At 61.2% G+C, this 24,065-nt stretch carries 15 protein-coding genes; 3 read left to right on the top strand and 12 right to left on the bottom strand.

Annotated elements, in window-relative coordinates:
- The 3 genes from L6418_RS06220 to L6418_RS06210 all read right to left on the bottom strand — a co-directional run bounded on the left by L6418_RS06220 (position 1) and on the right by L6418_RS06210 (position 2,149).
- Entirely contained in the window at positions 1-528 is a 528-nt protein-coding gene (locus L6418_RS06220; RefSeq protein ID WP_237248609.1) for an adenine phosphoribosyltransferase, read from the bottom strand.
- 1 nt (position 529) lies between these two features.
- A complete protein-coding gene (locus L6418_RS06215; protein WP_237248608.1) occupies positions 530-1,168 on the bottom strand; it encodes a class II aldolase/adducin family protein in 639 nt (212 codons plus the stop codon).
- A gap of 108 nt (positions 1,169-1,276) precedes the next feature.
- Positions 1,277-2,149, bottom strand: coding sequence for an S-methyl-5'-thioadenosine phosphorylase (locus L6418_RS06210; protein ID WP_237248607.1), 873 nt, complete (start codon positions 2,147-2,149; stop codon positions 1,277-1,279).
- A 139-nt stretch (positions 2,150-2,288) separates the two neighbouring features.
- On the opposite strand from L6418_RS06210, the gene L6418_RS06205 reads away from it, so the two are divergent.
- Positions 2,289-4,514 (top strand): cation-translocating P-type ATPase, encoded by a 2,226-nt coding sequence (locus tag L6418_RS06205; protein ID WP_237248606.1) that lies wholly within the window; start codon positions 2,289-2,291, stop codon positions 4,512-4,514.
- A gap of 74 nt (positions 4,515-4,588) precedes the next feature.
- Here L6418_RS06205 and L6418_RS06200 read toward each other — a convergent pair whose 3' ends face one another.
- The 5 genes from L6418_RS06200 to L6418_RS06180 form a co-directional block, all read right to left on the bottom strand.
- Positions 4,589-7,192: a hypothetical protein gene (locus L6418_RS06200; RefSeq protein ID WP_237248605.1), complete on the bottom strand. Its 2,604-nt coding sequence runs from the start codon at positions 7,190-7,192 to the stop codon at positions 4,589-4,591.
- Between the two features lie 162 nt (positions 7,193-7,354).
- The gene (locus tag L6418_RS06195; RefSeq protein ID WP_237248604.1) at positions 7,355-10,336 is read right to left on the bottom strand and encodes an EAL domain-containing protein; all 2,982 of its coding nucleotides are present in this window, start codon (positions 10,334-10,336) and stop codon (positions 7,355-7,357) included.
- A gap of 28 nt (positions 10,337-10,364) precedes the next feature.
- Positions 10,365-11,945 (bottom strand): glutamine-hydrolyzing GMP synthase, encoded by a 1,581-nt coding sequence (guaA, locus tag L6418_RS06190; RefSeq protein WP_237248603.1) that lies wholly within the window; start codon positions 11,943-11,945, stop codon positions 10,365-10,367.
- Between the two features lie 89 nt (positions 11,946-12,034).
- Complete coding sequence (gene guaB, locus L6418_RS06185) at positions 12,035-13,495, bottom strand: IMP dehydrogenase (protein WP_237248602.1); 1,461 nt, start codon at positions 13,493-13,495, stop codon at positions 12,035-12,037.
- Between the two features lie 60 nt (positions 13,496-13,555).
- Positions 13,556-14,230 carry a hypothetical protein gene (locus L6418_RS06180; RefSeq protein WP_237248601.1) on the bottom strand — a complete coding sequence of 225 codons (675 nt, stop codon included), beginning with the start codon at positions 14,228-14,230 and terminating at the stop codon, positions 13,556-13,558.
- 138 nt (positions 14,231-14,368) lie between these two features.
- Here L6418_RS06180 and L6418_RS06175 point away from each other — a divergent pair, with 138 nt between their 5' ends.
- On the top strand, positions 14,369-14,821 hold the full coding sequence (locus L6418_RS06175) for a DUF4124 domain-containing protein (protein ID WP_237248600.1): 453 nt from the start codon (positions 14,369-14,371) through the stop codon (positions 14,819-14,821).
- Here L6418_RS06175 and smc read toward each other — a convergent pair.
- Positions 14,818-18,348 carry a chromosome segregation protein SMC gene (gene smc, locus L6418_RS06170; protein WP_237248599.1) on the bottom strand — a complete coding sequence of 1,177 codons (3,531 nt, stop codon included), beginning with the start codon at positions 18,346-18,348 and terminating at the stop codon, positions 14,818-14,820. The two genes, L6418_RS06175 and smc, sit on opposite strands and share 4 nt — an antisense overlap.
- Positions 18,349-18,408: 60 nt before the next feature.
- On the opposite strand from smc, the gene queF reads away from it, so the two are divergent.
- Positions 18,409-18,828: a preQ(1) synthase gene (gene queF, locus L6418_RS06165; protein ID WP_237248598.1), complete on the top strand. Its 420-nt coding sequence runs from the start codon at positions 18,409-18,411 to the stop codon at positions 18,826-18,828.
- Between the two features lie 33 nt (positions 18,829-18,861).
- Here the strand turns inward: queF and L6418_RS06160 are convergent, their stop codons facing one another.
- The 3 genes from L6418_RS06160 to L6418_RS06150 form a co-directional block, all read right to left on the bottom strand.
- Complete coding sequence (locus L6418_RS06160) at positions 18,862-20,562, bottom strand: GGDEF domain-containing protein (protein WP_237248597.1); 1,701 nt, start codon at positions 20,560-20,562, stop codon at positions 18,862-18,864.
- Complete coding sequence (locus L6418_RS06155) at positions 20,559-21,809, bottom strand: HD domain-containing phosphohydrolase (RefSeq protein ID WP_237248596.1); 1,251 nt, start codon at positions 21,807-21,809, stop codon at positions 20,559-20,561. Before L6418_RS06155 ends, L6418_RS06160 begins: the two co-directional genes overlap by 4 nt.
- Before the next feature lie 75 nt (positions 21,810-21,884).
- Positions 21,885-24,065 carry a bifunctional diguanylate cyclase/phosphodiesterase gene (locus tag L6418_RS06150; RefSeq protein WP_237248595.1) on the bottom strand — a complete coding sequence of 727 codons (2,181 nt, stop codon included), beginning with the start codon at positions 24,063-24,065 and terminating at the stop codon, positions 21,885-21,887.

Genomic DNA, 24,065 nt, shown 5'->3' with positions numbered 1-24,065 from the left:
TTAATCGCCCTCGAATTCGCACAACGCAAACACCTTGTGCCCGCGCTTCTCCAGCCGCGCCCGACCGCCGATGTCCGGCAGGTCGATCATGAAGCAGCATTCGACGATCTTGCCGCCCATCTTCTCGATCAGGATAACGGCGGCCTCGGCCGTGCCGCCGGTGGCGATGAGGTCGTCCACCAGCAGCACCTTCTCGCCCTTGGAAATCGCATCGGTATGGATCTCGATGCGGTCGGTGCCGTATTCGAGCGCGTAGTCGTGGCCGATGGTCTCGGCCGGCAGTTTGCCTTTCTTGCGGATGGGCACGAAGCCGACGCCGAGTGCATAGGCCAGCGGCGTGCCGATGATGAAGCCGCGCGATTCGATGCCGGCGATCTTGTCGATCTTCACGTCCTTGTAGCGGCGCACCAGTTCGTCGATGGTGGCGCGCAGGCCGACGGGGTCTTTGAGCACCGTGGTGATGTCGCGGAACATGATGCCCTGCTTGGGGTAATGCGGTACCGTCCTTACTCGTGATTTGATCGTCATCTCAGCTCCGTTTTTTGTAACCGACGAACTTCTCCTGCACTTCATGCATCTGCTGCTGCGTCAGGATATGCGGCTCGCCCGCCTGCAGGGTGCGCCAGTAGATCTCGCACAGGTATTCGACTTCGAGCGCGACGGACAGCGCGTCGGCCAGGTCCTTGCCCAGCGCGATCATGCCGTGGTTGCCGAGCAGGCAGGCCTTGCGGCCGTGCAACGCCTCCAGCGCGAGGTCGGACAGGTTCTGTTCGCCGAACACGCTGTAGGGCGTGCAGCGGATGGTATCGCCGCCGGCGATGGCGATGTGGTAGTGCACCGCAGGCACGTCGCGCCCCAGGCAGGCGATGGTGGTCGCAAAGGTGGAATGCATGTGCAGCACCGCGCCGATCTCGGGACGGGCCTTGAGGATGTCGCGGTGGAAGCGCCATTCGCTGGAGGGCTTGCCGCCCTGCAGCACCTTGCCCTCGGCATCCAGCAGCACCATGTCCTGCTCGGTCATCTCGGCCACGGGCAAGGCGGACGGCGTGATCAGGATATCGCCGCCGCAGCGCACCGAGGCGTTGCCTGCCGTGCCGCGATTGAGGCCGAGCTCGACCATGCGGCGCGAGGCGTCGAGCAGTTGTTTGCGTGAGAGTTGTTCAGTCATGTATCACCTGCATATCGTATTCAAAATCATTCGTCATACCGGCCTTCGCCGGATAACCAGCCACTTGCCAGCTTAGTGGATTGGCAAGCAGCTCCATCATCGACGGCATTATTTCAGCATCCGCCCTGCTATCGCCTGCAGTTTCTGCTTCATCGCCGCGTCGCGCGCTTCCGGAGCGGTGATGAGGGCGTGTTGCAGGGCGCTGCGGCAACCGCAGTCGCAGGCCCCGGCATCCGCGCCCAGTCTGGGCACGACATGCTTCACCAGACTCTTGGCCTTGTCGGCGTTGGCCAGCAGCACCTTGATGATCTGCTCCACCGTCACGTCGTCGTGGTTGGGGTGCCAGCAGTCGTAGTCGGTGACCATGGCCACCGTGGCATAGCACAGCTCGGCCTCGCGGGCGAGCTTGGCTTCCGGCATGTTGGTCATGCCGATCACGTCGCAGCCCCACTGGCGGTACAGCTCGGACTCCGCCAGGCTGCTGAACTGCGGGCCTTCCATCACCAGGTAGGTGCCGCCGCGCATGGCAGGAATGCCGGCTTCTTTCGCCGCGCGCTCGACATGGTCGCCCAGACGTTTGCACACCGGGTGCGCCATCGAGACATGCGCCACCAGGCCGCTGCCGAAGAAGGACTTCTCGCGGGCGAAGGTGCGGTCGATGAACTGGTCGACGATGACGAAGGTGCCGGGAGTCAGGTGTTCGCGCAGGGACCCGACCGCGCTGACCGAGATGACGTCCGCCACCCCGACGCGCTTGAGCACGTCGATGTTGGCGCGGAAGTTGATCTCGGACGGCGGGATCTTGTGCCCGCGGCCGTGTCGCGGCAGGAAGGCCAGCTTCACCCCGTTCAGCTCGCCGAACAGCAATTCGTCCGAGGGTGCGCCAAATGGCGACTCGACTTTCTCCCAGCGTTTGTTTTCCAGTCCGGCGATGTCATATACGCCGCTGCCGCCGATGATGCCGATGCTTGCCTGCCCCATGATGCTCCCTGCCCGATTGGAATAGGCGGGGATTGAAACAGGAAACCCCGTTTAGCTCAAGGTCAAGCGCAGGCACGATAGACAAGAAAGCCGCTCGGGCGTATCTTTCCCACCGTATCTTTCCACGAATCATTACCCCATGTCCCAAGCTGAAAATCACGCCGACCTCCAGATCGTCGGCATGCGTTGCGCCTCCTGTTCCAGCCGCCTGGAAAAAGCATTGAATCAATTACCTGAGGTCACTGCCGTGGTCAATCTGGCCACCGAAAAAGCCAGCGTGACTTTCGACCCCACACTCACCAACGTGGACGAACTCATCAAGACGGTGCGCGATACCGGTTTCGACGCCCATGTGACGCGCGACTTCGCCGCCGAAAAGGCGGATCGCCTCAAGGCCTACCAGCAGGAAAAGATCCGTTTCTATATCTCCCTGGCGCTCATCATGCCGATGGTGCTGGAGATGGCACTGATGCTGTTCGACGTGCATCTGATGATCCCGACCTGGGCGCAATGGGCGCTGGCGACACCGGTGCAGTTCTGGATCGGCGCGCGCTTCTACCGCGGCGCCTGGGCCAGCCTGAAACACGGCAGCGGCAACATGGACCTGCTGGTGGCGCTGGGCACCAGCGCCGCCTATTTCCTCAGCGTCGCCATCATCGTGTTCGACATCCATCAGCCGGTGTATTTCGAATCCAGCGCAGTGCTGATCACGCTGGTGCTGATGGGCAAACTGCTGGAGGCCGGCGCCAAGGCCAAGGCTTCGGACGCCATCGAGAAACTGATCCAGTTGCAGCCCAAGGTCGCCCATGTGGAACGCGACGGCGAAATCCTCGACGTCTCCGCCGGCCAGCTGCGGCCGGACGACATCTTCGTCGTGCGCCCCGGCGAGAACGTGCCGGTGGACGGCATCGTGCTGGAAGGCATCTCCACCATGGACGAGAGCATGCTCACCGGCGAGAGCATGCCGCAAACCAAGCAGGCGAACGACAAGGTGTATACCGCCACGCTGAACCATCAGGGCCTGCTCAAGTGCCGCGCCACCGCGGTCGGCAGCCATACCCAGCTGGCTGCGGTGGTGCGCCTGGTGGAACAGGCGCAAGGTTCCAAGGCCCCCATCCAGCGGCTGGCCGACAAGATCTCCGGCATCTTCGTGCCTGTCGTCCTGTTGCTTGCCGTTGCCACCCTCTTCATCTGGTACAAGGTCGACGGCGACCTGTCGTATGCGATCATCAATGCGGTGTCGGTGCTGGTCATCGCCTGTCCGTGCGCATTGGGCCTGGCCACGCCAGTCACCATCGTCGTCGCCAGCGGGCTGGCGGCGCGCGAAGGGATACTGGTCAAGGATGCGGCAGCGCTGGAACGCGCGCACAAGCTGTCGGTGCTGATACTGGACAAGACCGGCACGCTGACCGAAGGCAAACCCACCCTGACCGACCTGCGCCCCAGCGCCGCCAGCGGCGTCGGCGAACTGCTGCGCATCGCGGCCAGCCTCGCGCAGCATTCCACGCACCCGCTGTCCGGGGCGGTGATGGAATACGCGCAGGCCCAGGCCACCCTGCCCTTGCCGATCACCGAGTTCGAAGAAGCGCCGGGCAGCGGCCTGAGCGCCAGGCTCGACGGTGTCACCTACCTGCTCGGCTCGCCGGCCTTCATCACCCAGCACGGCATCGCGCTGGACGAGCCGTCGATACTGGCCTTGCAGAAACAGGGACGGACCGTGATCGCGGTCGCACGCGAGCAGGTGTTGCTCGGCTACATCGCATTTGCCGACAGGATACGCACCAGCAGCCGCATCGCCGTGGCACGCATACGCAAAATGGGGATACGCGTGGTGATGCTGAGCGGCGACAACCAGGCCACCGCACAGGCCATCGCGGCACAGGCCGGTATCGATGAATTCATCGCCGAGGTATCGCCGCAGGACAAGGCGCGCTACGTCGGCTCGCTCAAGAACAGGAAGACGCTGGTCGGCATGGTCGGCGACGGCATCAACGATGCGCCCGCACTGGCCGCCGCCGATGTCAGCTTCGCCATGAAGAACGGCAGCGACATCGCCATCGAGGCCGCGGATATCACGCTGATGCGCAACGACCTCAACAGCGTGGCCGATGCCATCGACCTGTCCCATGTCACGCTCTCCAAGATCCGCCAGAACCTGTTCTTTGCCTTCGCCTACAACGTGCTGGGCATCCCGCTGGCCGGCATCGGCCTGCTCAACCCGATGATCGCAGGCGGCGCGATGGCGATGAGCTCCGTATCGGTGGTCAGCAATGCGCTGCTGCTGAAGCAATGGAAACCCGGCACATCCGGCCCGGCGGAAGAACCTTCCGCAGCAGCCGGTCCCGAGGCGCCGGAAACCACCTGAAAAGCGGCATCCTGCAAAGCACAACGGGGGCCTGCGCCCCCGTTGCCTGTGACTTGTAACCAACCCTTCTGCGACTAGAATTCCTTCTCAGCCTGCCCCTGTGTTGCCGGCATCGCGGGAGAAGTCGCAAGCTCGGCAGACAGTTTCAGATCGCTCATCGCCGCCGGTCCGCTCGCATCCTGCCTGGGGGCGAACTGCGCGACCACGATGCTGCCGTTGCCGGCGACCTTCTCCGGCTTGGCATTCGGGCTGGCACCGCCGAACCACAGGCCCACGCTGAACAGCAGCGATGCCGCCAGGGCAACCTGGGTGTAGCGATTGATGCGGTGGGTCTTGCTCAGCCGTTGCAGCAACTTGCCCGTTTCCAGCCTGGACTTGGCCTGGTACAACTCTTCGCGCACCTCCTCGGTCAGGCCTCGTTCCAGCTCCTCGCTCTGATGCAGCGCAGCAATGGCGTCTTCCTCGAGTTTCAGTTTCTCCTGCACCGTCTGCTCGGCGAGCAGCTCGGCGAACTCGCGCTGGCGCGCCAGTTCGGCCATCTGCTGTTCCGCAGCGATGCGCGCTTCGGTCGCTTCGACGACACGGCGCTCGGCCTCCAGACGATCCTGGGCGGCGGCGGCCAGCTGTTCTTCGGCAACCCGGTTCTGCTGCTGCAGCAACAGGCTCTGCTGCTCCCTTGCCAGGTTCTGCTGTTCCAATGCCAGTTGGGCTGCTTCTTCGCGCTCGCGCTCTTCGATCAGCAGTTTGTTCTCTTCTGCGACCGCGATGCGCTGGCGCACCAGGGCAGCCACACGCTCGGTCGCGGCGCGTTCTTCCGCATCCCGTTCCTGCTGATCCCGCAAGAACTGTGCCGTTTCCTGGCGTTCGCGCTCTTCAATACGGCGCTTGGCCTCTTCAGCCGCTGCGATGCGCTGACGCGCCTGCATCACCGCAAGCGTTTCGGCCTGCAGCACTTCTTCTTCCGCCTTGGTGGTACGCGCCAGCGACTCGACCTTCAGCTTGGCCATGTTGATGGCACGAATCTCGGCTTCTTCCTGCACCTTCGTGGCGGCAACGATTTCTTCAGCCATGGCCTGCTTGGCAGCGGCGATCTCCTGGGCACGCACTTCGACGGCGATGCGCTCGTTGTCCGCCTCGATGGCGCGCAATTCCGCATCCATGCGTAGCGTGATCTGCTCGATGGCAGCGTTCTCGGAGGCCAGTTTGGCTGCCGCCACCCGGGCCGCTTCCTCGTCCAGAGCCTGTCTTTGCCTGGATGCTTCCGCCGCGAGCCGCTCGGCATCGGTACGTTGCTGCAATGCCTCCACCTCGGCCTGCTCCGCCGCCTGCCTCTCCTCTGCGGCCAGGCAGGATTCCACCATCAGTTGCGCGCGCCGTTCAGCCAGAGGCAGAGCGGAATTGATGGCATCCAGTTTCTTTTGCAGTTCGTATGTAGCCAGTTCGTCGGCCTTGGCCTGCGCCTGCTCTGCGGCAAACAATTCCTTTTCCAGTTCGGCCTTGCCTTCGGCGATGCTCCTGGCGCACTCGGCCATCTCGAAGTGCTGGTGGGCCCGTTCGATCGCTTCCGCCTCGGCATGCACCTGCAGCTCGATGGCATGCGAAGCGCGCATATCGGCTTCGGCGCGCTGTTGCGCCAGCACCATCAATTCACGCTCGGCTTGCAGTTTGACCTCGGCGGCCCGCCTGGCCTGTTCCTCCACGGCCAGCAGGTCGCCCGCTTCCAGTTCGATCTGCCGCAACACCTCGTTCGCCGCCTCGCGCTCCTTGATGGCAAGCTGCTCGGCTTCCACGCGCGACTCCAGCAGTTTCAGCATCTCCTGTTCGGCCTGCAGCTTGCGTTCCGCCGCCAGCCGTTCTTCCTGTTCGGCGGCAAGCGCCATCCGGGCGATCTCGACCGCCTTCAGTTCAGCCTCCACGCGGGCATCCGCCTCGGCCTGGGCCTGCTGCTCGATCCTGATGCGCAATTCCACTTCCTGCGTGGCTTTGCGCTCCTGCTCCACTTTGGCCATCGCTGCGCGCTCGGCTTCCAGTTCCGCCGCCACGCGGGCCTGGGTCTCGGCCAGCACCTGCATCTCGGCACGCACGCGGGCATTCATCGCTTCCTGTGCCGAATTCTCGGCCGCCAGCTTGGCATTGATCATCGCCATCGCTTCTTTCTCGGCCTTGAGCTTGCCCTGCATGGACTGGGTCAGCGCATCTTCGGTGCGCGCCTTCTCCTGGGCCAGCAAAGCCGCTTCGCGTTCGAGTTGCGCCTGTTGTTCGAGTTCGCTGCGCAGGCGCTGCTCGGCGGCCTGCCGCTGTTCCAGCTCGGCCTGCGCCTGCCGTTCTGCCGCGAGCTTTTCGTTCACCGCATCGGCCAGCTGCTCTTCCATTTTTTTCTTGGCATGCACTGCCGCCGCCAGTTCGCGCTCCTGCACCAGGCGCGCCTGGACTTCGCCGGCCAGTTCGGCTTCGGCCCGGGTGCGCGCCTCGATCTGTTCAGTCAGTTCGCTTTCCTGCCGCACCTTGCCCTGCAAGATGGCTCGTGCATGGGCTTCGGCGCGGGCCCGTGCCTGCGCCGCCAGCTGTGCCTCGATCTCGGCCTCGATGCGGCCGCGCGATTCCAATATCGCTTCCGATTCGATGGGGCTCTCTTCGCCACGGGAAGAAACCAACCGGATGTTTTTCTGTGCTGACATGTTCCACCTCTTTCGCGTTGTGATGCCAAGGGCATCGGCTCGACGCTAAAGTAACAGGTAGGGGCCAGTCTGAAGTGCGGAATAAAGGCAGAAAAACAGGCTATTTTGCCGGACCAGGAAGTGCCGGCAGCGGTGCTGCCGCACCGATTCGCGAGCCGGCGATCAGGCTCTGTTCTGCAGCAGCAATGCTTCCAGCTCTTCCGCAGGGATCGCCCTGGAGAACAGGAATCCCTGGGCATAATCGCAACCGGCACGCTTCAGCAGGTCGCGTTGCTGCTCGGTCTCGACACCTTCGGCGATGACCTTCAGGCCCAGTTTGTGCGCCATGACGATAATCGCCTCGCACAAGGCCATGTCGTCGGACTGGGTCCCGAGGTTGTTGACGAAGGACTGGTCGATCTTGAGGTAGTCGATATCGAACTTCTTCAGGTAGGCCAGAGAGGAATAGCCCGTACCGAAGTCGTCTATCGCCAGTTGTATGCCCGCATCGCGCGATGCCAGCAGCCGGTCCTTGACGTTGCCATTGTCGTCGAGCAGCACGCCTTCGGTGATCTCGACCACCAGGCTGCTGGCCTGCAATCCGTTCTGCCGCATCTCGCTCAGCCATTCCGCCGCCTTCAGCGGATTGTCGTTGTGGAACTGCACCGGGGACTTGTTGACGCTGATCTGGAAACCTCTGTGATGGCTGGCCTGGAGGCGCTTCACCTGATGCATGGCCTGGCGCAATACCCAGTCGCCGATCTCGACGATCAAGCCGGTCTCTTCTGCCAGCGGAATGAATTCGGCCGGGTTGACCATACCCCGCCTGGGATGCATCCAGCGGATCAAGGCCTCGGCCTTGTGGATATCCCCGGTCGCCAGTTCGACGATGGGTTGGTAATAGACGCGGAATTGCTCGGATGCCAGGGCGTCCCGCAGGTCGTTGACCAGCCGCATGCGTTTCTGCGCATTCTCCTGCAGGACAGGCGTGAAATAGCTGAAGCGGTTGCGCCCCAGATGCTTGGCCACGTACATCGCCTGGTCGGCGTTCTTCAGCAGAGCTTCCATGTTGTCCGCATCGGTGGGAAACAGCGTGATACCGACGCTGGCGGAGATGAAGGCTTTTTCTTCGCCCAGCAGGAAGGGCGAAACCAGTGTGGCGATGATGCTCTGCGCGATGCGTTCGATGCTGGCATCCTCGCGGATGTCCGGCAGGATCACCACGAACTCGTCTCCGCCCATGCGCGCGACCGTGTCGGATTCGCGTACGCAATGCTGGATGCGCTGCGCGGCGTCGACCAGCAGCAGATCGCCGGCATCGTGGCCCATGGTATCGTTGACTTCCTTGAAATGGTCGAGATCGATCAGCATGAGCGCGAACGCGGCATGGTCGCGCCTGGCCAGCCTGATCGTCTGCTCCAGCCTGTCGCGGAACAGGCGACGGTTCGGCAATTGGGTGAGCGCATCGTAATGCGCCTGTCGCCTGATGGTCTCCTCGGCCATCTTGCGTTCGGTGAGGTCGGTATGGGTGCCGATCATGCGCGTCACTTTGCCGTCGGCGGAACGATGCGCCACCATGCCCCGCGTAAGTATCCATTTCCAGCTATCGTCCTTGCAGCGTACCCGATACTCGCCGGAGAACTTGTCGGATTTCGAATGAAAAAATTCGCCGATCCGGCCAAGCAGGCGGGCGATGTCCTCCGGATGGACGCGCGCATTCCATTCCGACATGTCGTTGCCGATCTCGTCGTCGGCAAAGCCGAACATCGCTTTGCCGCCCTTGGAAAGCAGGACCTCGTTGCTCTGCACATCCCAGTCCCACACGCAGTCGCCGCCGCCTTCCAGCGCAAAGCTCCAGCGTGCCTCGCTCTCGCGCAATGCTTCCTCGATCCGGATGCGCTCAGTCACATCGACCGAGATGCCGATGGCGCCGATCACCTCGCCTTTGCTGTCGCGCAGCCTGGCCTTGGTCACTTCCAGCTGATGGAGTTTCCCATCGACCAGCGGCAAGGTTTCGATAGAGACATAAGGTTCATTCTGGGCCAGGCAGGCGCGATCCGAAGCGAGAAACCGGGAGGCGATCTTTTCGCCCAGCAGATCCGGCAGGTGCGTCGTGGACAGGAAGGCACTCTCCGGAATGCCTGTGGCGGCGCAAAATTTCCTGTTCACGAAACGGTAACGCCCATCCCTGCCCACCAGCCAGATACCCATCGGGGCATGATCCAGGATGGCCTGCAATTTCGATTCGCTCTCGCGCAGCGCCCAGGCGTCGCGGCGATGCTGGCGGATCGTGGTCGCCAGCACGATACCGACAAAGCTCATGCTCATCATGTACAGCCAGAAATTCAGCAGCCCGTTCTGGGAATCCTTGGCGAAGAATCCAGTTCCATCGAGCGCACCCAGCAGCCCCTGTATCGCCGTCAGGAGCAGCACCAGCGTCACCCCGTGACGCCCGAAGCGAATCGCGGCCCAGGCCAGGAACAGGAACATCAGGTAGCCGAACGGCATGTCCGAGAACGAACGCGGCGTCCATCCGCGAAAGGCAACCAGGCTGGCCAAGAAGGCGAATACAACGAACAACGACATCTCCAGCCAGCGGCCTCGCTGCTTCAACCATCTGTCCGATTTGCCCCAGACCAGCAGGAATGGCGCAAGCAATGCAATACCGAGCAGATTGCCCATCGTCCAGAACAACCATCCCGGCAGCATCGCTGCAGCCGGCAGGATGTCTGCGCTAACCAGGGTGACGGTCCCTAGGGTTGCCGCCAACATGGCGACGATGGCCCCAACCAGGATCAGCCACAGGTAATCGCGCGGTTGTTGCAGCGCAGGATCGAAGGATTTGACGAGCGACAGCAACCAGAGTGCCAGCAATGGCTCCCCCATATTGCTTAAAGCGATGAAGAACGAGACCGGGACAGAACGACCTACCGACAGGTAGGTTGTCAGCGCGCCGATAAAAATACCGGGCCAATATTTCCTGCCACCAATTATCAGTACGGCCAGGCCCAGGCCGCTCGGCAACCAGACCGGGGAGATGTTGCCGTCGGTTGTCAGATTGGCGAGAACCAGCCGGATAAGCAGTGCGTACAGCACTGCCAGCCCCAGCATCTTCGGAATATCCGACCAGCGATAGCCTGTGAATGGATGCACGCCAGACAACATCAGTTAATCATCCACCCCCGCGACCATCTCACTCCCACTCGATGGTCGCGGGCGGCTTGCCTGAGATGTCATAGACCACCCGGTTGATGCCGCGCACTTCATTGATGATGCGGTTGGAAACCTTGCCCAGCAAATCGTACGGCAGGTGCGCCCAGTGCGCGGTCATGAAGTCCTGCGTCTGCACCGCGCGCAGCGACACCACCCATTCGTAGGTGCGGCCGTCGCCCATCACGCCGACCGACTTCACCGGCAGGAATACGGTGAATGCCTGCGAGGTCTTGTCGTACCAGCTCTTGCCGTCGGCATCCCTGGTGTTGCGCAATTCTTCGATGAAGATGGCGTCGGCACGACGCAGCAGCTCGGCATACTCGCGTTTCACCTCGCCGAGGATGCGCACGCCCAGGCCGGGGCCGGGAAACGGATGGCGGTACACCATGTCGGCCGGCAGCCCCAGCGCCACGCCGAGTTCGCGCACTTCGTCCTTGAACAGCTCGCGCAACGGCTCCAGCAGCTTGAGGTGCATGGATTCCGGCAGGCCGCCGACGTTGTGGTGCGACTTGATGGTGTGCGCCTTCTTGGTCTTTGCGCTGGCCGATTCGATCACGTCCGGATAGATGGTGCCCTGTGCCAGCCATTTGGCCTGTTTCAGCTTGGCCGATTCGCGCTGGAACACTTCGACGAACTCGCGGCCAATGATCTTGCGCTTCTGCTCGGGATCGCTGACCCCGGCCAGATGCTTCATGAATTCGCCGCTGGCGTCGACATGGATGACCTTCATGTGCAGGTTCTTCGCGAACGTTTCCATCACCTGCGCGCCTTCGTTCAGGCGCAGCAGGCCGTTGTCGACGAACACGCAGGTGAGCTGGTCGCCGATGGCGCGGTGGATCAGCGCCGCTGCCACGGACGAATCCACGCCGCCGGACAGGCCGAGGATGACCTCTTCGTTGCCAACTTGCGCCTTGATCTTCGCCACCGCCTCGGCAATGTAGTCCGGCATGTTCCAATCCTGCCCGCAACCGCAGATGTCGTGCACAAAGCGTCCGATGATGGCCTTGCCCTGGTAGGTGTGCGTGACTTCCGGATGGAACTGCACCGCATAATAACGACGCGACTCGTCCGCCATCGCAGCAAACGGCGTGGCTGCGTTGGAAGCGATCACCGAGAAACCGGGCGGCAGCGCCGTCACCTTGTCGCCGTGACTCATCCATACATCGAGCAGGCCGTGGCCTGCCGCGTTGGTCTTGTCCTGGATGCCGTCGAACAGTTTGGAATGCCCTTGCGCGCGGATCTCGGCATAACCGAACTCGCGCACCTTGCCGCTCTCGACCTTGCCGCCCAGTTGCGCCGCCATGGTCTGCATGCCGTAGCAGATGCCGAATACCGGCACGCCCAGCTGGAACACCACCTGCGGCGCTTTGGGCGTTTCTTCCTCATAGACGGAATTCGGTCCGCCGGACAGGATGATGCCTGCCGGAGCGAACGCGCGGATATCCGCTTCGCTCATGTCCCACGGGTGCAGCTCGCAATAGACATGGGTCTCGCGCACGCGGCGGGCGATGAGCTGGGTGTATTGGGAGCCGAAATCGAGAATCAGGATTTTTTTATGCATGTTCAGGAACCGTGATGGAAAAAAGAGAAGGGGGAAGAGTGATCCCGGCAATTGCCCCTCTCTCTTCCCCCTTCATCTTTTTCATGTCGTTAATCAATATGGTAGTTCGGTGCTTCTTTGGTGATCTGCACGTCGTGCACGTGCGATTCGCGGATACCTGCAGAAGTGATTTCGACGAATTCCGCCTTGGCATGGACCGTGGGGATGTCGGGACAGCCGAGGTAACCCATGCTGGCTCGCAGGCCGCCCAGCAACTGATGGATCACCGCCAGGGCGCTGCCTTTATATGGAACGCGCCCTTCGACGCCTTCCGGCACCAGCTTGTCCTGATTGTTCTCGTTGTCCTGGAAGTAACGGTCGCTGGAGCCTTGCTGCATCGCGCCGAGGCTGCCCATACCGCGATAGGACTTGTATGAACGGCCCTGATACAGCTCGATCTCGCCGGGAGCTTCTTCGGTGCCGGCGAACAAGCCGCCCAGCATCACCGCATGCGCGCCGGCCGCGATGGCCTTGGCGATGTCGCCGGAGAAGCGCACGCCGCCGTCGGCGATGAGCGGCACTTCGGTACCAGCCAGCGCATCCGCCACGTTCTGGATGGCCGATATCTGGGGCACACCGACCCCTGCCACCATGCGTGTGGTGCAGATGGAGCCGGGACCGATACCGACCTTGACCCCGTCCGCCCCGTGATCGACCAACGCCCTAGCTGCCGCACCGGTGGCGATGTTGCCGCCGATCACCTCGACCTTGGGGAAATTCTTCTTGACCCATTGCACGCGGCTCAGCACGCCTTGCGAATGGCCGTGCGCAGTGTCCACCACCAGCACATCCACGCCAGCTTCGACCAGCAAGGCCACGCGCTCTTCCGTTCCTTCGCCCACGCCGACCGCTGCGCCTACCCTCAAGCGGCCAAAATCGTCTTTGCAAGCCAACGGATGCTCACTGGATTTGAGAATATCCTTGACGGTGATGAGCCCGCACAACTCGTAGTCGTCATTCACCACCAGCACACGTTCGATACGGTGCTTGTGCATCAACTGGCGCGCTTCGTCGCGATTGGCGCTTTCCTTGACCGTGATCAGCCGGTCCCGCGGCGTCATGATGTTGGTGATGGACTGGTCGAGATTGCTCTCGAAACGCAGATCGCGGTTGGTCACGATACCGACCACCTGCTTGCCCTGCAGCACCGGCAAGCCGGAGATCTTGTGCTGGCGGGTCAGATTCAGCACATCGCGCACGGTCATGTTCGGTGCGATGGTGATCGGATCTTTCACCACGCCACTCTCGAAACGCTTGACCTTGGCGACCTGTGCTGCCTGTTCTTTGGCTGTCATGTTCTTGTGCACGATACCGATGCCGCCCTCTTGGGCCAGGGCGATCGCCAGGCGCGCCTCGGTCACGGTATCCATCGCAGCGGACAACAACGGAATGTTCAGGGTGATGTTGCGGGTGAGCTGGGTGCGCAGGCTGACTTCGCGCGGCAACACGTTGGAATGCGCCGGCAGCAGCAGCACATCGTCGAAGGTGAGGGCTTTTTGTGTGATACGCATGGGAACCTTCCTCTGCAAAGCGCGCATTATATCAAAACTTGCGCAGAGGCCGCACAACGATTACCCGCCGCCTTTGCCTTTCCTGCCCATGACATAGATCAGGTACTCGAAGAACACTTCGCACCAGCTCTGGTCGTTGTCCTTCAGCGTCATCAACAACTTGTTGACTTCGCTGATCGGCCAGTTTGCATTGAAACGGACCAGCCTTTCCAGGGCATAGATCGCCAGCAATGCATTCAGGCTGCCCCCCTGCTTGTTGATCTCCTTCAGCATCAGGGCAAGATCTTTGTCGGAATCGATCTCCGCCGTGATATCGCCATAAGCCTTGGGGTGCTGCTTGGTATATTCGATGAAATTGCTGAGGACGTGGAAAAACTCGCTCCGGTTGTTCTCCGTCACCGAATCGCCCAGCATGAAAGGCAACACCGTCAATTCCAGCCAGTAATAGTTCAGTTTGGGATTCTTGCGCTTGCTCACTCCCACGTAACCCTGGCGCTCCTGCGCCCGATGGATGCAATCGTCGAGTATCAGTTTGTCGGAAGCGCGCGTCGTCAGTTCGGCGCCGTTGAGCACGGCGGGGTCGACCAGGAAGAAATCCGGCACATCGTCGAACAGCTTGCCGGTATTCTGGTGGGCACGGTAGTAGTATCGAAATAGCCGAAGCGCCAGATCCTGATTCTTTTCCACCTGGAAGTAATCCTGATTGATCCCAGTCGGCGAATGTGTGTGTGACATTTCGGCTTGCGGCTCCGCTAGTTGTCATTCCCGGAACCCTGCGATCAGGGGGCGGGTAAAACTCGGGCGCTATCATAAATTGACGCGAGACAAATTAACAGCTAGTTTCGCAACCATAAATTCACCGGAGGAATCCCAATGAGGCACTTTCTTGCAACGCTGGTACTGGCTTTATTCGCCCTGAATGCCCATGCCGGGCTCAGCAAATGGGTCGACGCCGACGGCAAGGTTCATTATTCCGACACGCCGCCGCCCGATGTGGCCGCCCAAACGGTACGCGACATCGCCGGCAAAGGCACGGCAGATGCCCCGGCCAGTTCCGTGTCCAAGACTTATATAGAACGCGAAGCCGAGTGGAAGAAGGCCCGGCAGCAGAAAGACGATGCGGCCAAGAAACAGGCCGAGCAGGACAAGCAGGCCGAGGCCAAGAAGAACAACTGTGCTGCCGCCCGCGAAAATGCACGCATCCTGGAAGACAGCCCGCGCATCTCGACCTATGACGCAAACGGCGACCGCACCATCATGGACGATGCGTCTCGCACCCAGAACCTGGAGAATGCACGCAAGGCGATCCGGGAAAACTGCAATTAGGCTGCGACTGCAGCCTTGCCGCCGGCATCCTCGCGCAGCTTCATCGCCTCTTCGATATCCACCGACACCACCTTGGAGACGCCGCGCTCCTGCATGGTCACCCCGACCAGCTGCTGCGCCATCTCCATGGTGATCTTGTTGTGGCTGATGTAGACGAACTGCGTCTTGTCCGACATTTTCTGGATCAGCTTGCACAGCCGCTCGGTATTGGTATCGTCCAGCGGCGCATCCACCTCGTCCAGCACGCAGAACGGTGCCGGATTCAGCTGGAACAGCGAGAACACCAGTGAAATAGCCGTCAGCGCCTTCTCGCCGCCAGACAGCAGGTGGATGGAAGCGTTCTTCTTGCCGGGCGGATGCGCCATCACCTGTACCCCACTGTCGAGGATCTCGTCGCCGGTAAGCACCAGTTTCGCATCGCCGCCGCCGAACAGGATCGGGAACAGCTCGGACAGATGGCGGTTCACCTCATCGTAGGTCGCCATCAGCAGGTCGCGCGACTCCTTGTCGATGCGGCGGATCGCATCCTCCAGCGTCTCGATCGCCTCGTTCAGGTCTTTCGCCTGCGCATCCAGATAAGTCTTGCGCTCCTGTGCCGACTGCAACTCTTCCAGCGCGGCCAGATTCACCGCCCCTAATGCCGTGATCTCGTTGCCGAGGCGCGTCAGTTCGTTCTGCAAACCACCGGCCTTGGCGCCTTCGATCAGCGGCAGCAACGGCTCCTCGTCCACGCCTTGCAGCTGTTCTGCCCATTGTTCGAACTGAATCCGGGCTTCCTGCTCCTTCAGCGTGATCTCGCTCACTTTCTCGCGCAGCGGATTCAATTTTTGCTCGCACAGCATGCGTTCCTGTTCCATGCGGTTCAGGTTCATGGTCGCGTTTTCGAGATTGTTGCGCGCCTCGGCCAGCACCTGCTCTTTCACCTGCCGCTGCTGCAACGCCGCTTGCAGCTGCTGGTCGGCATCACCCTCGCTGAGGTTGGCCTGCTCGTTGCGGCTGTGCGCCAGCGCCTCTTCGAGTTGTGTCAGCGTCTCGCCGTGCTGCTTCAGGTTCTGCTCCAGGTCGGCCAGTTTCTCGGCGCAGGTCTTGGCGAAGAAACGCGCTTCCTGCAATTCGTGCTGCGCCTTCTGCGCACGGTCGCGCTGCTCGCGCAACAGGTTGTCCTGGGTTCCGGCCTGCTGCCGCGCCTGATCGCTCTCCATCTGCTGCGACGACAGCTTCTCGCGCTGGATCGCCATCTGCTCGGCGATCTCTTCCATCTGACGCTGTTCGTTGGCAATACGGTCCGCCAGCTCCTCCAGCTCCTGCGCGATCTGCACGTTGCGTTCCTGCGTGCGCTCGTTGGCCTGGGTCAGTTTCAGGTTCTGCATCTGTATGCCGTGCTGGCGCTGTTGCAATTCGCTGACGGAACTGCGCAACGGGGCGATGCGGCCTTCCACAGTGTGATAGGCCTCCTCTGCCGCAGCGGATTGCTGCTTGCCCTGCTCCAGCGCCGCACTGCGCTGCTGCGCTTCCTGCTGCAATTGTTCGATCTCGCGCTGACGAGCCAGCACGCCGTGCAACTGGCTGTCCGGCGCGTGGAACAGCACGCTGTGCGCACCGACCAGGTGGCCTTGCGCCGTCACCAGCCAGGCTCCGGCCGGCAGGCTGCTGCGCTGATTCAACGCCTCGTGCAGATTCGATACGGCATATACCCCCGCCAGCCAGTCCTGCACTACAGGAGCAGCCTGTGCATCCTGGCAGCGCACGTAGTTCGCCAGCGGTGTCAGGCCGGCATGCGCACCTGCATCGTTCCGGCGCGAGCCATCCGCCGCATACACCGCCAGCTTGGCCGGAGGCGCCTCGTTCCAGCCTGCCGCATCTTCCAGGTGCGGCAAGGCCAGCGCGTTGATGCGCTCGCGCAGCACCGCCTCCAGCGCATCTTCCCACCCCGGCTCGATACTGATGGATTGCCACAGGCGCGGCGCATGGTCCAGCTCGTGCCGCGCCAGCCAGGCTTTCAGGTTCTTGTCGTTGTCGAGCTGGGCCTGCAGCTGCTGCAGCGCATTCAGGCGCGCCTCGGTCTGCGCCAGCAGGCGCCCCAGTTCCTGCACCGCATCGCGCTGCCGGCGGCGTTCTGCATCGGCCAGCGGCAGACGCTCCTGCAATTCAGCCAGCTGCTGCTGCTGCATCTCGTACTCGGCCTGCATCTCGGCGAGCTGTTGCTGGTTCTGCTCCAGCAAATCGGTATCCACTTGAGGCAGGTTGTCGCGCTCCAGCATCAGGCGCGAACGACGACCGTCCAGTTGTTGCATATTGCCCTGCACATGGCCGCGCTGGGTCTCGAATATCTGCAGTTGCTGCTGGATCAGCATCTGCTCGCGCTGCATCGAATTGAGGCGTTCCTGCGCCACGCGTGCCGCCTCTTCGACTTGCGGCAGGCTTTGTGCCTCCACTTCGCTGCGGTTCTCGCAAGTTGCCACGCGCACAGCGGCGTCTTCCTGCTGTTGCTGCCAGTGCGTGCGCAAAGTGCGCAGGCCCTGCAACTGCGTCTGCTGCTGAGCGATCTGGCGCTCGCCGTTCTGGATCTGTTGCGACAGGCGGTTGCGCTGTTCGACGATGAATGCGATCTGCTGCTCCAGCCGCAGCACTTCGGCATTGCTCTCGTACAGCTCGCCCTGCTTGGCGTGCAGCGCATCGGACAGGCCGAAATGCTCGCTGCGCGCGGTTTCCAGTTTTGCCTCCACTTCGCGCAACTTGGCGATCTCTGCTTCCAGGTCGTTCCTGGTCTTTTCGACTTGCTGCGCCAGACGGGCCCGGCGCGCTTCTGCCTCCTGCTTGTTCACCAGCCACAGCAGCTTTTGCGTGGTCTCGCGCCGGGCTTCCAGCTCGCGATAGGTCTTGGCCACCTCCGCCTGTCCGCCCAGATGCACCAGCTGTTTGTCGAGCTCCTGCAGGATGTCGCTGACGCGCAGCAGGTTGTCGCGCGTATCGCCCAGACGCAACTCGGTCTCGCGGCGGCGGTCGCGGTATTTGGACACGCCCGCCGCTTCTTCCAGGAACACCCTCAACTCCTCGGGCTTGGCCTCGATGATGCGCGAGATCATGCCCTGTTCGATGATGGCATAGGCGCGCGCGCCGACCCCGGTGCCGAGGAAGATGTCGGTGATGTCCTTGCGGCGCACCGTCTGGTTGTTGATGTAGTAGCTGGAATCGCCGTCGCGTTGCAGCACGCGCTTGATGGAGATCTCGGCATAGGTCGCCCACTGTCCGCCGACCTTGCCCAGCGAGTTGTCGAACACCAGCTCGACGCTGGCGCGCGCCACCGGTTTGCGCGTACCGGCGCCGTTGAAGATCACGTCCTGCATGGATTCGCCGCGCAACGCCGAGGCGCGCGATTCGCCCAGCACCCAGCGCAGGGCGTCAATGACGTTGGACTTGCCGCATCCGTTGGGGCCGACGATGCCCACGAGCTGGCCCGGCAGCGCGATATGGGTGGGATCAACGAAGGACTTGAAACCGGCTAACTTTATATGTGCGAGACGCAATTTGACTCAGGCTGACGATATAATGCGCCGCATTCTAACCCAAGCCGGAAACCTCACCAAATGACCACGCAACCCAGCAAAACCCTGGAGACCTTCGACAACCCGCAACCCGGACGCGATTACCACATCCACATGGAGATCCCCGAATTCACCTGCCTGTGTCCCAAGACCGGCCAGCCGGACTTCGCCACCCTGATCCTGGATTACATCGCCGACCGGAAATGCGTGGAATTGAAGAGCCTGAAGCTCTACATCTGGTCGTTCCGCAACGAAGGGCACTTCCATGAGGACGTGACCAATCGCGTGCTGGACGACCTGGTCGCCGCCACCCAGCCCCGTTTCATGCGCCTCACCGCCAAGTTCTATGTGCGCGGCGGCATCTTCACCAATGTCGTGGCCGAACACCGCAAACCCGGCTGGCAACCGGCGCCGCTGGTCGAGCTGACCCAGTTCCAGGCGCAATCGAACACCAGGGGATAGATTGCCACTCCGGCGAGCTGAATGCCGCGTCAGTCAGGATTGTTGCCTGGAAGTACGCACACAGTCGCGCCCCGCGTCCTTCGCCGCATACAGCGCCTTGTCCGCCTGCTGCAGCATCGCGTCCAGTGTCTGCGGGCCGCTCGGAAAGTGCACGCCGATACTGACCGTGAAAGAGAAATTCCGGGGCCCTGCTTCAATATGCAGATTCCGGATCGCCTCGCGGATGCGTTCGGCAATGGCGACCATTTCATCTTCATTGCACTCCGGCAACAGCAACATGAACTCTTCGCCGCCCCAGCGCCCCGCGTAGTCATAGCTGCGCTTCATCGAACGCAATACGTTGGCGGTAGCACATATCGCGAGATCGCCCGCAGCATGGCCATATTTGTCGTTGACCTGTTTGAAATGATCCAGATCCAGCAACAGCAGCCCCATTGACCCACCCTGGCGTGCCTGCCGTGCAACCTCCTTCTCCAGCTTGTCCGTCATGCCGCGCCTGTTCAGCAGCCCCGTCAGGTAATCGATCTCCGTCAACCGAAGCAGATCCTGCGTACGTTCATTCACCTTGCGCTCAAGCTCGACGTTGGCATTGCGTACGAATTCGACCATCTGCCAGAACGAGCGCGATAGCGCCGAAATCTCCCCCTTTCCGACAATCGGCGGTTCGATGTCGTAGTTGCCGCGCTGGATATGCTCGGTGGCCTTGGTCAGCCTGGCGATCGGATTGAGCACCCAGCGATGCAGCAGGAATCCGAGTATCAGCATCGCCATGAGGAATATCGTCCCCAGCAGCAGGGGCAGCCAGGTGAAGCCGCGCAACACTTGCAGGCTGCTTTCGTCCATGAGCGTCAGGTCGTACCAGCCGACTTCAGGCAAATAGGCCATGCCGAGCAGGCGCTTCTCCCCGCGGTAATCCACCCACAAGGTCGATACTTCGCCGCCCTGGTGCTTCTCAAGGTCGATGGCTGTCTGTCGCAATCGCTCGATATCCTCCGGATTCTTGAACAACACATCGATCTTGATGCGTTCGCCGACCGTTTTAGCGATGCTCGCATAGTCGATCAATTTAGGATCCGCGGAAAGCTGGATGGCCAGGCTCTTGTCGACGAAGAAGGTGTCCACCCCGGGCTGGTTGATATCCACACTCTCCTTCAGGAACTCCGTCAGGTCGATGCCGGTACCGATCACGCCCAGCACTTCGCCGCCGCTCTTGAGCAACACGTTGATCCAGACTTTCACCACCCCCAGGTGCACATCCGGATCAAGATTGACCTGGTAATCGACCCCGCTCTTCATGGTGGCATAGAACCAATAGTCACGCTTTTCATGAGGGGAAAGCGTATAGCGATACGGTCTATCCGAATATTGTCCCGCCGAGTCGTTGAAGTAATAGTTGCCGCTGCGGGCAAAAGCTGCGAAATAACTGTGATCCCGAAAATCGAAACGATAGCGCTCCATCACCCTGGTCGCCCGGCGCCTGACTGCCGCATCGTTTTCGTGCAGCGCCATCTCAAGCAACGCCGGTTCGGCTGCCATCTGGCGTGCCAGCTTGATCTCCCGTATCAGTGGCGAGAGAGTCCGATGCTTGTCGAACAACACCTGGCGCTCGGCGAATCGCTTCCCCCACAGCACGTTGATCTCGTTCACCATGTCGCTGAATGCCAGCCACGAGACCAGGCTGAAACTCAGGAATATGGCCGTCATCAGCAAATAGAATCTAACACTCAGCTTCATGTGATCACACCCGGGTTATGCATTGCCTGTGTCGCGACTTGCCAGCATTCCTGCAAATTCGCCTCCACTGCAGCAACCACACGATTGTCCAGTTTGCCGCTGTCGGCCTGTTGCTTGAGGATAGTCAGGATGACCTTCTGTTCCAGCGCACCGCGATAAGGCCGGTCCTGCGCCAGCGCCTGGAACACGTCCGCGACCGCAACAATGCGCGCCTCGAACGAGAGGTCGTCGCCTTTGATCTTATACGGGTATCCGCTGCCATCCATACGCTCGTGGTGCTGCAGCGCCCACAAGCTGACCTGTTCCAGCCCCCGGATGTTCCTCAGGATATTGTACGTGTCGAAACTGTGCCGCCGCATGACCACGATCTCTGCGTCATCCAGTGCGCCTGGCTTTTCCAGCAATTGATCCGGCACCCGCAGTTTGCCGATATCGTGCAGCAGGCCGACCAGTTCAAGCATCTCGCAAGTTGCGGGCGGCAATTGAAAATGCCGGCCAAGATAGCGGGCGAGATTGGCGACCCCGTCGGAATGCTTTTTGGTATACGGACTCTTCGCATCGACGATGCACGAGAACACATAGACCAGACTCCGCAGCTCGTGGAACTCCATGGTTCGTTCCGGAAAGTGCGACAGCCATGTTGCCAGATAAACGTTGACATAATCGCTCTCCAGCGTGAACCAGAAAGCTTCGGAACGTGATATCTCCATGAACACATCGACCAGTTCCGGGCAGAACCACGTATCGCGGCGCTCGAATATCTTGCGCCTGATCTCCTCCCTGCCCAACAGAATGTCCTTGCCGGCGATCTGGTAGCCCAGCGCAAGCACATCGACGCGGTCGACCATATAGATGCAATTCGCACGCAGCTTCACTTCCAGCGGCAGATCGAGGTCCTTGAGCACAGACCAGTGCGTATGGTGGTGCAGTATCGTATCAGCCAGATGGCACAACAACGAGCAGCCAGCCAGCAATGCGGCTCCTTGCGCGCAGTGATCGGCCTCGCTTTCCCATTCCATCTGGGCCAGCTGGGCGTGCACGGTCGTTTTGGAAACTCCGCTGTCATGCAGGATGGCCGACTGGAACAGGTCGTCCAGGCGCGAACCGCTCCAGCCCAGGCGCTTACCACATTCCGTCGCCATGTAGGCTACGCGCTTGCCATGATGGATATGCGTGACACCGACAAGGTCAAGCGCATTGGATAAGGAAAAGATCGCTTCATGCAGATTGACGTTATAAGTCGTCATTTTTCCAACTCTTTCCTCAATATCTGTAGCGCATTCTATGCGCCTCGATATCGCACCACAATCGAAATAACCCGGTCATCCCCTCAAGCGCGCTTCGAATTCCTGCAACGGCACCGGCCTGCCAAACAGGTACCCCTGGAAGGCATGGCAACCGCGCAAATCAAGGAACTCGCGCTGCGCTTCGTTCTCCACGCCCTCCGCGATGACATCCAACCCCAGCACTTCGCTCATCGCAATGATGGTCTGGACGATGGCCGCATCGTTCGCGTCATTGACGATGTCGCGCACGAAAGACTGGTCGATCTTGATCTGGTCCAGCGGCAGCTGTTTCAGGTATTGCAGCGAGGAATAGCCCGTTCCGAAATCGTCCATCGAGAAACTCACGCCCAGCAGTTTCAGCTCGCGCATCTTGGCGATGGCATCTTCGACATTCTCCAGCACGATGCTTTCGGTCAGCTCGAGCTTGAGCAACTCTGGCTTCGCGCCACTTTCCAGCAGCGCATGCCGCACTTGCGCGACGAAGTTCGGGCTGCGGAACTGTTTGGCGCTCACATTCACCGCCAGCGTCAGGTCCCGCGTCAACGCATCGCCTTGCCATGCCTTGAGCTGTGTGCATGCGGTCTGCAATACCCAGAGCCCGATAGGGACGATGTGCCCGGTCTCTTCTGCCAGGGGAATGAACTGGCCCGGGGAGATCAGGCCGCGCTGGGGGTGCTGCCAGCGCAACAGCACCTCTGCGCCGAGCGGATGCAAACGGTTGTCCATCTGTATCTGATAATGCAGGCAAAGTTGCTGCCGTTCGAGCGCATGCCTTAATTCTTCGGCGAGTTCGGCGCGCGCCTCGATGGCAGCCTGCATCACCGGATCGTAGAAACGGATGGTGTTGCGCCCGGCTGTCTTGGCCTGGTACATCGCGGTATCGGCATATTTCAGCACATCGTCCAGGCTTTGCTGATGGCCGCGGAACAGCACAATCCCGATGCTCGGCGTGCTGTAGTGTACATACTGGTCCAATCGATAGGGCTGGCTCAGGAGGTCGCGGATCTTTTCGGCCACCGTATCCGCCTGGGCAGCCGCTTCGTCGGATATCTGGCTGAGGGAGCCCAGGATCACGACGAACTCGTCGCCACCCAGCCGCGCCACCGTATCGCCGTCGCGTACGCAGGTATTGAGCCGCTGCGCCACTTCGACCAGCAGCCGGTCGCCGACGTCGTGCCCCTTGGTATCGTTGAGCGTCTTGAAATTATCCAGGTCGAGGAATAGTACCGCTCCATGCTGCCCGGTGCGCGCCTCCAGCGAGAACGCCTGCTGCAATCGCTCGATCAGCAGGCGTCGATTCGGCAGATTGGTCAAGGGATCGTAGAAAGCCAGCTGGTGTATCTGCGCCTCGGCTTCCTTGCGCTTGCTGATATCGGAGAACAGCCCGACGTAATAGAGCAGCTTGCCGTCCTTGTCATGCACCGGGTTGATGTTCAGCCAGCTTGGATAGACTTCGCCGTTGCTGCGCCGATTCCATATCTCGCCCTCCCAATGCCCGTTGTGCTCGATGTCGTACCACATCTTCTGATAATAGTCATGGTCGTGACGCCCCGAAGCCAGGATGCGCGGATCCTTGCCTTGCACTTCTTCCGCCCGGTAGCCCGTGATGCGTGTGAATGCGGGATTGACTTCGATAATATGCCGCCTGGAATCGGTGATCAAAACGCCGGAATAGCTGCTCTCGAACACCTGCTCCAGCAGATCGCGTTCCGAAACCAGGTCGCTGGTATAGGCATCATTGTTGCGGCAGAGCACGATGGCCTTGGCCAGATGTGCCAGCACCGGCTGCAGCATCGTCGCCAACGGCAGGCTCGTCGCCGGCTTCTCTGCTGCGAGCAGGACGATCACGCTGCGGTGATCGATGGGCAATCTCAGATAGGCACCGTATCGCGCCTGGGTACAACGCAAGGTCGACAACAATTCCGTCTGCTCTGATTCGTTGCCCGCCGGCTTGCAGATCAGCGCTGAGGGCAAGGCGACATATTTGCCGATCTCGCCGATCAGATCGAAATCGCCCACCACCGCATCGAGACGCACTTCGACCTGCTCGCCAGGCTGATTGCACGGGGCAATATCCAGGCAGATGAATCCGGCTGAGAACGAGGTGTGGTACAGCAGGCGCTGCAAGGTACGTGTCAGCAGCGGTTTGACACTGATCTCGCTGCCGATGGTGACAACCAGGTCGTACAGTACCGGCAGGATGTCGTTGCGTTCCAT

Origin of the sequence: Sideroxyarcus emersonii (genome assembly GCF_021654335.1) — a bacterium.
In the GTDB taxonomy this organism is placed as follows: domain Bacteria; phylum Pseudomonadota; class Gammaproteobacteria; order Burkholderiales; family Gallionellaceae; genus Sideroxyarcus; species Sideroxyarcus emersonii.
Note: the sequence above shows the minus strand (reverse complement) of the source record. Positions and strands in the feature narration are given on the sequence as shown.

Excerpts from the sequence above, each read along its gene's own strand:
- L6418_RS06220 (WP_237248609.1), bottom strand. The coding sequence starts at position 528 with ATGACGATCAAATCACGAGTAAGGACGGTACCGCATTACCCCAAGCAG.
- L6418_RS06215 (WP_237248608.1), bottom strand. The coding sequence starts at position 1,168 with ATGACTGAACAACTCTCACGCAAACAACTGCTCGACGCCTCGCGCCGC.
- L6418_RS06210 (WP_237248607.1), bottom strand. The coding sequence starts at position 2,149 with ATGGGGCAGGCAAGCATCGGCATCATCGGCGGCAGCGGCGTATATGAC.
- L6418_RS06205 (WP_237248606.1), top strand. The coding sequence starts at position 2,289 with ATGTCCCAAGCTGAAAATCACGCCGACCTCCAGATCGTCGGCATGCGT.
- L6418_RS06200 (WP_237248605.1), bottom strand. The coding sequence starts at position 7,192 with ATGTCAGCACAGAAAAACATCCGGTTGGTTTCTTCCCGTGGCGAAGAG.
- L6418_RS06195 (WP_237248604.1), bottom strand. The coding sequence starts at position 10,336 with ATGTTGTCTGGCGTGCATCCATTCACAGGCTATCGCTGGTCGGATATT.
- guaA (WP_237248603.1), bottom strand. The coding sequence starts at position 11,945 with ATGCATAAAAAAATCCTGATTCTCGATTTCGGCTCCCAATACACCCAG.
- guaB (WP_237248602.1), bottom strand. The coding sequence starts at position 13,495 with ATGCGTATCACACAAAAAGCCCTCACCTTCGACGATGTGCTGCTGCTG.
- L6418_RS06180 (WP_237248601.1), bottom strand. The coding sequence starts at position 14,230 with ATGTCACACACACATTCGCCGACTGGGATCAATCAGGATTACTTCCAG.
- L6418_RS06175 (WP_237248600.1), top strand. The coding sequence starts at position 14,369 with ATGAGGCACTTTCTTGCAACGCTGGTACTGGCTTTATTCGCCCTGAAT.
- queF (WP_237248598.1), top strand. The coding sequence starts at position 18,409 with ATGACCACGCAACCCAGCAAAACCCTGGAGACCTTCGACAACCCGCAA.
- L6418_RS06160 (WP_237248597.1), bottom strand. The coding sequence starts at position 20,562 with ATGAAGCTGAGTGTTAGATTCTATTTGCTGATGACGGCCATATTCCTG.
- L6418_RS06155 (WP_237248596.1), bottom strand. The coding sequence starts at position 21,809 with ATGACGACTTATAACGTCAATCTGCATGAAGCGATCTTTTCCTTATCC.
- L6418_RS06150 (WP_237248595.1), bottom strand. The coding sequence starts at position 24,065 with ATGGAACGCAACGACATCCTGCCGGTACTGTACGACCTGGTTGTCACC.